Raw genomic sequence first — 11,663 nt, 5'->3', positions numbered from 1 at the left:
CCCCGCCGCAGCGGCTTTGACGGTCCGGCGGCGCGGCTAATCGACGCTCTTGCTCTGGTTGTAGGTGGTGGCCCGCTGCTGCCCGCTCAGTTCGGCGATCGCGTCCATGATCCGGTCCGTGACCTGGCGCCGCGCCGGCAGGGAATGGTCCGGCCCGGTCTTGTCGAAATAGAGCGGCTCGCCCACCTTCATGGTGAAGTGCTGCGGGGTGACCTTGTTGCTGTCAGCCGGCTGCAGGTTCTCCGTGCCGATCAGCCCGACCGGGATCACCGGGGCGCCCGTGGTGAGGGCCAGCCAGCCGACGCCGGTGCGGCCGCGGTAGAGGATGCCGTCGCGGGAGCGGGTGCCCTCGGGGTAGATTCCGACGCCCTTCCCGGCGTCAAGGATGTCCAGCAGGGTCTTCAGGGCCTGCACACTGGCGGCCTGTTCGCCGCGCTCCACCGGGATGGAGCCGACAGCCTCGAAGAAGGACTTCATCACCTTGCCCTTGACGCCGCCGGTGGTGAAATACTCCGCCTTGGCGAAAAACGCCACCGGGCGGGGCATCAGCGCCTGGACGATCACGCTGTCCAAAAAAGACAGGTGGTTGGGCGCCACGATGAACGGGCCTTCCTTGGGCACGTTCTCGAGTCCGACGACTGTGGGCCGGCACGTGGAGGAAATGAGCCCACGCGTGGTCCAGCGGATCGCGTCAAACATTGCCAATGGTGTGCACCTCATTCAGGGCTGTGGTCCCCGGGCATTCGGAGAGTCTGGTGATCGTAGCGTGAAGCGCCGTGGCGGTGTGGACGATAGACAGGGGTGCCGTCACGGTCGACGAGTACGGGCACTGTTACAGGCGTCACGGGCCCTAGTTTCTCACGAGTAGGGGGATGCCAGAAACTCGCATACTCCTTCCGGAATACTTTCCCCTCACCTTCCTGGCCGCACTGGTGCGCATAAATGCCCCGCCGCTGCCGGAATTCCGGCGGCGACAGGGCATTTGCGCGGGCAGCGGCTCAGCTGAGGATTTCGGCCAGGAAGGCCGCGGTGTGGCTGTCCTTTGACTTCGCGACCTGCTCCGGCGTTCCGGAAGCGACCACCCGGCCACCGCCGGAACCGCCGTCGGGGCCCAGGTCCACGATCCAGTCCGCGCTCTTGATGACGTCGAGGTTGTGCTCGATCGTGATCACGGTGTTGCCCTTCTCGACCAGGCCCTGCAGGACCATCAGGAGCTTGCGGATGTCCTCGAAGTGCAGCCCGGTGGTGGGCTCGTCGAGTACGTAGACGCTCCGGCCGTTCGAGCGCTTTTGCAGTTCCGCGGCCAGCTTCACGCGCTGCGCCTCACCGCCGGAGAGCGTCGTGGCGGGCTGGCCGAGGCGCACGTAGCCGAGGCCGACGTCGACGAGGGTCCGCAGGTGCCGGGCGATCGGCGAGAACGCGGCGAAGAACTCGGCGCCCTCTTCGATCGGCATGTTCAGCACGTCCGCGATGGTCTTGCCCTTGTAGTGCACCTCGAGTGTCTCGCGGTTGTAGCGTGCGCCGTGGCAGACCTCGCAGGGGACGTAGACGTCCGGCAGGAAGTTCATCTCGATCTTGAGCGTGCCGTCGCCGGAGCAGGCCTCGCAGCGTCCGCCCTTGACGTTGAAGGAGAACCGGCCCGGCTGGTAGCCCCGGACCTTGGCCTCGTTGGTCTCGGCGAAAAGCTTCCGGATGTGGTCGAACACGCCCGTGTAGGTGGCCGGGTTGGACCTCGGGGTGCGGCCGATGGGGCTCTGGTCGACGTGCACCACCTTGTCCAGGTGTTCGAGGCCCTGGACGGTCTTGTGCCGCCCGGCGACCTGCTTGGCGCCGTTGAGCTTGTTGGCGAGCACCTTGTAGAGGATCTCGTTGACCAGGGTGGACTTGCCGGAGCCGCTGACGCCCGTGACGGCCGTGAACAGGCCCAGCGGGAAGGCGGCGTCCACGTTGAGCAGGTTGTTTTCCTTGGCACCGACGACCTTGAGCTCACGCTTCTTGTCGTACTTGCGCCGCTTCTTCGGCACTTCGATGGACTTCCGCCCGGAGAGGTAGTCGCCGGTCAGGGACTCTGTGTTCTTCAGCAGGTCCTGGTAGGACCCGGAGTGGACCACCATGCCGCCGTGCTCGCCGGCGCCCGGTCCGATGTCCACGACCCAGTCCGCCTCGTGGATGGTGTCCTCGTCGTGCTCGACCACGATCAGGGTGTTGCCCAGGTCCCGGAGCCGGGTGAGGGTTTCGATCAGGCGGCGGTTGTCGCGCTGGTGCAGCCCGATGGACGGCTCGTCGAGCACGTACAGCACGCCGACCAGGCCGGAACCGATCTGGGTGGCGAGGCGGATGCGCTGGGCCTCACCGCCGGACAGCGTGCCCGAGGGCCGCTCCAGGTTCAGGTATTCCAGGCCGACGTCGAGCAGGAAGGTCAGTCGGGCCTGGATTTCCTTGAGGACCTGGTGCGCGATCTGGGCCTCGCGGCCGCTGAGGACCAGGGTGTCCAGGAAGTGCGCACAGTCACGCATCGGCAGCGCCGCAACCTCGGCGATCGACTTACCGTTGATCAGGACCGAGAGGGACGCGGGGTTCAGCCGGGCGCCTTTGCACGCCGGGCAGGGGACCTGGCGCATGTACTCCTCGTAGCGGTCCCGCGCCGAGTCGGAATCCGTTTCCGTGTGTTTACGGTGCACGTACTGGACCACGCCTTCGAAGCCGGTGCTGTACTTGCGTTCCCGGCCGAAGCGGTTGCGGTACTGCACCACAACCTGGTGGTCCTTGCCGTGCAGCACCGTTTGCCGCGCCTCGGCGGAGAGCTTCTCCCACGGCGTGGTCATCTTGAAGCCGATCTCCTTGGCCAGGCCGCCGAGGAGCCGGTTCCAGTACTCCGTGGTGGCGGTGCCGAGCGACCAGGGCGCGATGGCGCCCTCGGAGAGCGAGAGCTCCGGGTTGGGAATGAGGAGTTCCTCGTCGACCTCCAGCTTGGTGCCGATGCCGCTGCAGGCGGAGCAGGCGCCGAACGGGTTGTTGAAGGAGAAGGAGCGGGGTTCGATCTCATCAATGGCGAGAGGGTGCTCGTTGGGGCACGCGAGGTGCTCGGAGAAGGCGCGGATCCGCTCCGGATCGTCGGCGTCGAGGTCGACGAATTCGGCCAGGACCCGGCCCTCGGCCAGGCCCAGCGCGGTTTCCACCGAGTCGGTGAGGCGCTGGCTGATGCCCTCCTTCACGACCAGGCGGTCCACCACCACTTCGATGGTGTGCTTGAACTGTTTGCCCAGCTTGGGCGGATCGCTGAGCTGGATCAGCTTGTCGTCCACGCGGGCCCGGGAGTAGCCCTTAGCGGTGAGCTCCTTGAACAGCTCGACAAACTCGCCCTTGCGGCCGCGGACCACCGGCGCCAGCACCTGGAACCGGGTGCCCTCGGGCAGTTCCAGGAGTTGGTCGACGATCTGCTGCGGGGTCTGCTTGGTGACCGGCTCGCCGCAGACCGGGCAATGCGGGCGTCCCACCCGGGCCCAGAGAAGGCGCATGTAGTCATAAATCTCGGTGATGGTGCCCACGGTGGAGCGCGGGTTCTTGCTCGTGGACTTTTGGTCGATCGACACCGCCGGGGAGAGGCCCTCGATGAAGTCGACGTCGGGCTTGTCCACCTGGCCCAGGAACTGGCGGGCGTAGGCCGAGAGCGATTCGACATAGCGCCGCTGGCCCTCGGCGAAGATGGTGTCGAAGGCGAGGGAGGACTTACCGGAGCCGGAGAGGCCGGTGAAGACGATCATCGCGTCGCGCGGCAGGTCGAGGTCGACGTTGCGCAGGTTGTGTTCGCGCGCGCCCTTCACGACGAGGCGGGACAGGTCGGGGCGGGCCAGTTCCGCGCCCGCCGACGCCGGGCGGGACGGCTGGGGGCTGCCCGCTTTTCCGGTCTTCACCGGTGCGGCAGCAGGCTGGACATCGACGGCGGGTTCTTCAGCTAAGGCTTTAGGCACGCCTCCAATGCTAATCGAAAACTTCTTCGAATATCTATTCGGGCCGTGGTTGTGCTATTGGAAGGTGGCCTAGTGCCGGTCGTACGCCGCGGCCAGCAGCTGGACGGCCTCGGCAAAGCTGGCGCCTTGGGCTTTGGCGGCCGCCGCGAACTCCGCGGCGGCGGCCGTGAGCGAACCCCAGGCCTCGTCGCGGGCACAGACAACCGTGCCGTTCCGGCCCTGCGTCGCCACGATGCCGGCGGCTTCCAATTCCTTGTAGGCGCGCGCCACGGTGTGCGGTGCCACGCCAAGTTCGGCCGCCAGGCTGCGCACGGCCGGGAGCCGGGTGCCCGGGGCCAGGGCGCCGTTGTCAGCCTGCTCGATGATGTTCAGCCTGAGCTGCTCGAACAGCGGCACCGAACTGCCGGCATTGGGCTTCCAGGTGCCGGGGAACCGGCCCTCGGTCCGCTCGCCGGAGCTCACAGTTCCGGCTCCAGGACACCCTCGGGCCGTTCGTTGCGGGCGAACTGGGCGCGGTAGAGGGCGGTGTACAGCCCCTCCCCCGCCATCAGTTCCCGGTGGGTCCCCTGCTCAACAATCTGTCCGTGGTCCATGACCAGAATTAGATCAGCGTCCCGGACCGTGGACAAGCGGTGGGCGATCACGAAGCTGGTCCTGCCCTGCCGCAGCCGGGCCATGGCCTGCCGGATCTGCACCTCGGTGCGGCTGTCCACCGAGCTGGTCGCCTCATCGAGGATCAGGATGTTGCGCCCGGCCAGCTGCGCCCGGGCGATCGAGATAAGCTGCCGCTGGCCGCGGCTGAGGGAATCGCCGTCGTTGCCGAGCATCGTGGCGTAGCCGGCCGGGAGGGCGCGGACGAACTGGTCCACGTGGCTGGCCTGGGCGGCGGCGAGAACCTCCTCGTCGCTGGCGCCGGGCCGGCCGTATTCGATGTTGTCCCGGATACTGCCGGTAAACAGCCACGCGTCCTGCATTACGGTGCCGAACGCGGACCGCAGCCCGTCGCGGGGCAGTTCGGCAATGTCCACGCCATCCACCGTGATCCGCCCTGAGTCCAGCTCGTAGAAGCGCATCACGAGGTTGACCACCGTGGTCTTGCCGGCCCCGGTATGCCCCACGATCGCGACGGTCTGGCCCGGCTCGACGGCGAAGGACAGGTCCTGCACCGCCGGGGAGCCCGGCGCATAGCCAAACGTGGCGTGTTCGAAGGTAACCCTGCCGACGGGCGCGGCGGCGGCGCCACCGTCGGCGGCGCGCGCAGCGGCGGCCCGGGCTGCGCCGGCGGCCGGCTCAGCCGCGTCTGCGGGAATTTCCGGAGCGTCCAGTAGCGCGAAGACGCGTTCGGCCGAGGCCACGCAGGATTGCATCAGGGTGAGCATGCCGCCGATCTGGCCCATCGGCTGGCTGAAGAGCCGGCTGAACTGGATAAAGGCCTGGACGCCGCCGACCGTCATGGTCCCGGCGGCCACCTGCAGCGCCCCGATCACGGCAACCGCGATGTAGTTGAGGTTGGAGACGAAGATCATCAGGGGCTGTACGACGCCGGACATATACTGCGCGCTGGCGGCGGACCGGAAGAGCCGGTCGTTGCTTTGCCGGAACGTGGCCGCCGCCGCGTCTTGCCGGCCGAAGGCCTTCACGACTTCGTGCCCGGTGAAGAATTCCTCCAGGTGCGCATGCAGTTCACCGGTGCTGCTCCACTGCCCGGTGAAGTGTGCCTGGGATTTGCGCGCCACGAACACCGTGATCAGGGCGGAAACGGGGACCGAAGCGAGGGCGATCAACGCCAGCAGCGGCGACAGCCAGAACATCATGGCCAGGGCCCCGGAGAGCATCAGCATCGACATGATCAGCTGGTTGAGCAGCTGGTTGAGCGACTGGGAGACGTTGTCCACGTCGTTGGTGGCCCGGCTGAGCACGTCGCCGCGGTGCTGGTCGTCGAAATGGCTGGAGGGCAGCACGTGCAGCTTTTGCTCCACGGATGACCGGAGACCGTAGCCCAGCCGCTGTACCGCCGTTGCGGTCAGGGCACCCTGGACCCAGCTGAACAGCGAGGCGCCCAGGTACATCAGTGCCACCGCGAGCAGCAGCCGGCCAAGCCGCTGCTCGTCGAAGGCGCCGCCGACCACGCCGCGGACCACGACGTCGGTGGCGTCGCCGAGGTATTTGGGCGCCGCCACGTTCAGGCCCGCGAAGCAGCAGGTCGCGGCGATGACGCCGGCCATGCGGAGGCGTACCGGCTTCAGCAGCCGCAGCAGCCGGCCGGCGGCCCGCCATTTGGCAGCGGGAGTCCCGGCCTGCACCGGGAGTTCGGCGCTCATAGGGTGTCCTCGAGGACCAGTTGGGAGGCGGCGATCTCCCGGTAGGTCAGGGAGCACTCCAGCAGCTCGTGGTGTGTGCCCTGCGCGACCAGCCGGCCGTCATCGAGCACGAGGATCAGGTCCGCCTCCTCGATCGTGGACAGGCGTTCGGCCACGATCAGCACGGTCGCCGTCCGCAGCAGTGGCTCCAGCGCCGCGCGGAGACGGACGTCGGTGCGGTAGTCGAGGGCGGAGAAACTGTCGTCGAACAGGTAGACGGGGGCCGGCCGGAGCAACGCCCGGGCGATGCACAGCCGCTGGCGCTGGCCGCCGGAAAAGTTGGTGCCGCCCTGGCGGACCGCGGCGTCGAGGCCGCCGGGCAGGTCCCGGACGAAGTCCGCGGCCTGGGCGCTTTCCAGCGCCTGCCACAGGTCCGCATCGTCCGCTGCCGGTCCGCCCATCCGCAGGTTCTGCGCGAGGGTTCCGGAGAAAAGGTAGGAGTGCTGCGGCACCAGCGACATCATTCGCCGCAGCGATGCCAGCGGCAGGGAGCGGATCCCGCGGCCGCCGAGGCTGATGCTGCCCGCCGTCGGGTCGAGGAAGCGCGGTAGCAGGTTCAGCAGGGTGGTCTTGCCGCTGCCCGTGGCGCCGACGATCGCCGTCGTCGTCCCGGGAACGGCGGTGAAGCTCACCCCGGCGAGCACCGGCGCTTCGGCACCGGGGTAGGCGAACGCGACGTCGCGGAACTCGACGGTGCCGGCCGCCACCGCCGGCTCCGGCGCCGAGCCGGGTGCCGAGGCGGGCGGGCCCTCCGGCGTGGGAGCGCCAATGGACGGCTCGGTATCAAGGACCGCCTGGATGCGCTCGGCGCAGGCCGCCGCCCGTGGTGCCGTCGTAAAGACGTACATGGCCATCATGATGGCGATCAGGATCTGCAGGATGTAGGCGATGAACGCGGTCAGTGCGCCCAGGCGCATCTGTCCGGCCTCGATCCGGTGGCCGCCGAACCAGACGACGGCGACCGAGGACAGGTTGACCACCACCATGATCACCGGGTTCATGCGGGCCACCAGCAGCGCGGAGTCCAGGTTGTTCCTGGTGAGGTCCCGGTTGGCGGCGTCAAAGCGGCGGATCTCATGGTCCTGACGGACGAAGCCGCGGATGACGATGGCGCCGATGATCTGTTCCCGCAGCACCCGGCTGATCCGGTCGATGAGTTCCTGGCCTTGCCGGTACAGCGGGATCAGCCGGCGCACGATCAGCAGCATCAGTCCGGCCAGCACCGGGATGACCGCCACCACAATGCCGGAAAGCGCCAGGTCCTGGTGCGCTGCAAGTGCGACGCCGCCGATGAAGCTGGCGGGGGCTGCGACGAGCATGGTGAAGACGAGGACGGTGAGGCTTTGGATCTGCATGACGTCGTTGGTGGCCCGGGTGACGAGGCTGGGTGCGCCGAACACGCCCACCTCCTGCGAGGAAAAGGTCTGGACCTTGGCAAAAAGTTCCTCGCGCAGCTCACGCCCTACCCGCATGGCCACCACGGCGCCGAGATAGCCGGCGGTGACAGCGGCACCGACCTGGACCGCTGCGATCCCGGCCATCCAGACGCCCAGCCGGAGGATCACCGGCGTGTCGCCGGCGACGATGCCGTCGTCGATGATGGCGGCGTTCAACGTGGGGAGCAGGAGGTTCGCGGTGGTCTGCACCAGCTGCAGGCAGATGATGGCCAGGACAGCCGTCCTGTGGGCGGCGAGCAGCCGCCGCATCAGGCTGATCAGCACCGAACCTCCATCGCTAGAACAGGGCGAGGATAAGGACCAGAGCGCGGCCGCCCCCAGACCGCGTTGTCATTGTAAGCCCCATCACATGGCAACAGTTGTCACACGCCGTGTCATATCCGTAAATGGTTCAGCTTTGCCGCGGCTTTCCGCCCGCCGGGGTGTGTCGCCGGCGGCGGCCGTGGCTGCTTCAGCCGACTTTGCGGGCCACCGCGAAGACCCGCCGGAACGGGAACACCGTTCCTCGGGCTCCGGGCGGATACGCCTCGTTCAGGAGCCGCGTGTAGTCGGCCTCGAAGCGTGCGCCCTCATCAGCCGTTAGCGCGGCAAGCACTGGGCGGAGGCCGGTCCCGCGGACCCACTCCAGGACCGGGTCGGCCCCCGGCAGGAGCTGCAGGTAGGTGGTCTCCCAGGCGTCCGCGTGGCAGCCGGCGTCAAGCATCAGCTCAAGGTACTCCTCCGGGCCCGCCACCACGTCGTTGTGCCGAAGCACGCCGTCAAGGCGGCCGGACCACTTGTCCGACGCGGCGAGCCCGCGCATGAGGGTGTGCGAGGGCGCATCGAAGTTGCCCGGTACCTGCAGGGCGAACCATGCTCCGGGGCGCAGCGCCTTTAGCCAGCGGGGCAGCAGTTCCCGGTGTCCGGGCACCCATTGCAAGGCGGCGTTGCTGACGACGACGTCGGTGTCCGGCGCAGGCATCCACGCGGCGATATCCCCCTGGCTGAAGGACAGGTTGCCGGCCGCGGCGGGCATGGCGCCAGCCTTCGCGAGCATTTCCGCGGAGGAGTCCAGCCCCTCCACCGCTGCGCCTGGCCAACGCGCAGCCAGCGTCGCCGTCAGGTTTCCCGGCCCGCAGCCGAGGTCGACGACGTGACGCGGGCTGTCCGCCTGGATCCGGCCGGTCAGGTCGAAGAAGGGCCGGTCCCGGTAGTCGCCGAACTGGACGTACTTGGCTGGATCCCACTTCACGCGTTCCTCCGCTTCACCGCTGCTTCTGTCAGCCGAAGCCTAACCCGCGCCGCCGGCCGTGCCGCTGGCCACTAAGCTGGAAGGCAATGAAACTCGTTGATCAGCTTCCCGCCCCGGCCGCCCGAGTTCCCGGCAGGACCGGCCTTGATCCGGATGAGCTTTACACCCGGTTTGTCGAGTGGACGGAGAGCCGCGGGCTCGCCCTGTATACCGCCCAGGACGAGGCGGTGATGGAACTCGCCGCCGGGTCCAACGTCATCCTGGCGACCCCCACCGGTTCCGGTAAGTCGCTAGTGGCTATTGCGGCGCATTTCCAAGCGATGGCCCGCGGCGTGCGCAGCTACTACACGGCCCCGATCAAGGCGCTCGTCTCGGAGAAGTTCTTTGCGCTCTGCGAGATCTTCGGCGCCGAAAACGTCGGCATGATCACCGGCGACTCCGGCGTCAACCAGGATGCGCCCATCATCTGCTGCACCGCGGAGATCCTGGCGAACATCGCCCTGCGCGAGGGTTCCGCCGCGGAGCTCGGCGCAGTCATCATGGATGAGTTCCACTTCTACGCCGATCCGCAGCGCGGCTGGGCCTGGCAGGTGCCGCTGCTGGAACTCCCGCAGGCCCAGTTCCTGCTGATGTCCGCCACGCTTGGCGATGTCACCCGCTTCGAGGCGGGCATCACCGCACTGACCGGCCGGCCGACGACGACGGTCAGTTCCGCCGAACGGCCGATCCCCCTGCACTTCTACTACCAGCAGACCCCCGTGCACGAGACGCTTGAGGAGCTGCTCTCGACCAAACAGGTGCCGGTCTACGTCGTGCACTTCAGCCAGCTCGAGGCGATCGACCGCGCCCAGAACCTAATGAGCATCAACGTCTGCACCCGCGAGGAAAAGGACAAGATCGCCGAGCTGATTGCCGGGTTCCGCTTCGCCGCGGGCTTCGGCAAGACGCTGAACCGGCTGGTCCGGCACGGCATCGGCGTGCACCACGCCGGCATGCTGCCCAAGTACCGCCGGCTCGTCGAGCAGCTGGCCCAGGCCGGCCTGCTGAAGGTCATCTGCGGCACCGACACGCTGGGCGTGGGCATCAATGTCCCCATCCGCACCGTGCTCCTGACGGCGCTGAGCAAGTACGACGGCGTCCGCACCCGCCTGCTGAATTCCCGCGAGTTCCACCAGATCGCCGGCCGGGCAGGCCGCGCCGGCTATGACACTGCCGGGACGGTGGTGGTCCAGGCGCCCGAGCACGTGATCGAAAACGTGAAGGCGATGGCCAAGGCCACGGCCAAATTTGGCGACGACCAGAAGAAGCTGCGCCAGGTGGTGAAGAAGAAGCCGCCGGAGGGCTTTGTGTCCTGGGGCGAGCCCACTTACAAGCGGCTGGTGGAATCCGTGCCGGACCCGCTGGGCTCCAGCTTCACCGTCACCCACGCGATGCTGATGAACCTGATGGAACGCCCGGGCGATCCATTCAAGGCCGCGCGCCGCCTGCTGACTGAAAACCACGAGCCGCGCGCGGCGCAGCTGCAGCTGATGAAGAAGGCCCTCGGCATTTACCGTGAGTTGCTGGCCGCCGGCGTCGTCGAACGCATCCCGCCCGCCGAGCAGGGCCCGGATGGACGCAGCGTGCGGCTCACTGTGCACCTGCAGGCGAACTTCGCCCTGAACCAGCCGCTCTCCCCCTTCGCCCTGGCGGCCCTCGAGCTGCTGGACCCGGAGTCGCCGTCGTACGCCCTAGACGTCGTCTCGGTGATCGAGTCGACGCTGGAGAAGCCGCGGCAGATCCTGTCGGCGCAGCAGAAGAAGGCGCGCGGCGAGGCGATCGCCGCGATGAAGGCCGACGGGATCGAGTACGACCAGCGGATGGCCATGCTTGAGGAGGTCACCTACCCGCAGCCGCTCGCCGAGATTCTCGGCGAGGCGTTCGACGTGTACCGCAAAGCCGCGCCGTGGATCGGTGACTTTGAGCTGGCCCCCAAGTCCGTGATCCGGGACATGTACGAACGGGCCATGAACTTCGGCGAATTCGTGCAGTTCTACGGCCTGGCCCGGTCCGAGGGTATTGTGCTGCGGTACCTGGCCGACGGCTTCAAGGCCCTTCGGCAGACCGTGCCGCAGGACGCGCTGCGCGAGGACCTCGAGGACCTGATCGCGTGGCTCGGCGAGCTGGTACGGCAGGTGGACTCCAGCCTGTTGGACGAATGGGAGGAGCTCACCTCCGGTGCCGCCCCGACCCCGCACGACGCGCCGCCGCCCCCGCCGCCGTCGCTGACCTCCAACGTCCGGGCCTTCCGGGTGATGGTCCGCAACGAGATGTTCCGGCGGGTGGAGCTGTTCGCGGATGAAGCCGCCACTGCGCTGGGCGAGCTCGACGGCGGTTCCGGCTGGGACGCGGAACGCTGGGAGGATGCGCTGGACGACTACTTCGAGGAGCACGGGGACATCGGGACCGGCCCGGACGCCCGCGGGCCCGGCCTGCTGATCATCACCGAGGAGCCCGGCATCTGGAAGGTTCGGCAGATATTCGATGACCCGGCCGGCAACCACGACTGGGGCATCTCCGCCGAGGTGGACCTGGCCGCCTCGGACGACACCGGCACCGCCGTCGTGCGCGTGACCGACGTGAACCGCCTGTAGCCGCTAGTAAA

At 67.9% G+C, this 11,663-nt stretch carries 7 protein-coding genes; 1 reads left to right on the top strand and 6 read right to left on the bottom strand.

The window, feature by feature from the left end:
- Window positions 1–36: 36 nt before the first annotated feature.
- From ACUYM2_RS08775 to ACUYM2_RS08750, 6 genes are all read right to left on the bottom strand, one after another.
- Window positions 37–705, bottom strand: coding sequence for a lysophospholipid acyltransferase family protein (locus ACUYM2_RS08775; protein WP_346958160.1), 669 nt, complete (start codon window positions 703–705; stop codon window positions 37–39).
- A 293-nt stretch (window positions 706–998) separates the two neighbouring features.
- Window positions 999–3,854 (bottom strand): excinuclease ABC subunit UvrA, encoded by a 2,856-nt coding sequence (gene uvrA, locus ACUYM2_RS08770; protein ID WP_481601447.1) that lies wholly within the window; start codon window positions 3,852–3,854, stop codon window positions 999–1,001.
- A 186-nt stretch (window positions 3,855–4,040) separates the two neighbouring features.
- The gene (locus ACUYM2_RS08765) at window positions 4,041–4,433 is read right to left on the bottom strand and encodes a GntR family transcriptional regulator (RefSeq protein ID WP_481599725.1); all 393 of its coding nucleotides are present in this window, start codon (window positions 4,431–4,433) and stop codon (window positions 4,041–4,043) included.
- A complete protein-coding gene (locus tag ACUYM2_RS08760) occupies window positions 4,430–6,292 on the bottom strand; it encodes an ABC transporter ATP-binding protein (RefSeq protein WP_481599724.1) in 1,863 nt (620 codons plus the stop codon). Before ACUYM2_RS08760 ends, ACUYM2_RS08765 begins: the two co-directional genes overlap by 4 nt.
- On the bottom strand, window positions 6,289–8,037 hold the full coding sequence (locus ACUYM2_RS08755) for an ABC transporter ATP-binding protein (RefSeq protein WP_481601446.1): 1,749 nt from the start codon (window positions 8,035–8,037) through the stop codon (window positions 6,289–6,291). Before ACUYM2_RS08755 ends, ACUYM2_RS08760 begins: the two co-directional genes overlap by 4 nt.
- 202 nt (window positions 8,038–8,239) lie before the next feature.
- Entirely contained in the window at window positions 8,240–9,019 is a 780-nt protein-coding gene (locus ACUYM2_RS08750; RefSeq protein WP_481599723.1) for a trans-aconitate 2-methyltransferase, read from the bottom strand.
- A gap of 86 nt (window positions 9,020–9,105) precedes the next feature.
- Here ACUYM2_RS08750 and ACUYM2_RS08745 point away from each other — a divergent pair, with 86 nt between their 5' ends.
- On the top strand, window positions 9,106–11,652 hold the full coding sequence (locus tag ACUYM2_RS08745) for a DEAD/DEAH box helicase (RefSeq protein WP_481599722.1): 2,547 nt from the start codon (window positions 9,106–9,108) through the stop codon (window positions 11,650–11,652).
- Window positions 11,653–11,663 lie beyond the last annotated feature (11 nt).

Source organism: Arthrobacter sp. SD1074B, assembly GCF_056780195.1.
Note: the sequence above shows the minus strand (reverse complement) of the source record. Positions and strands in the feature narration are given on the sequence as shown.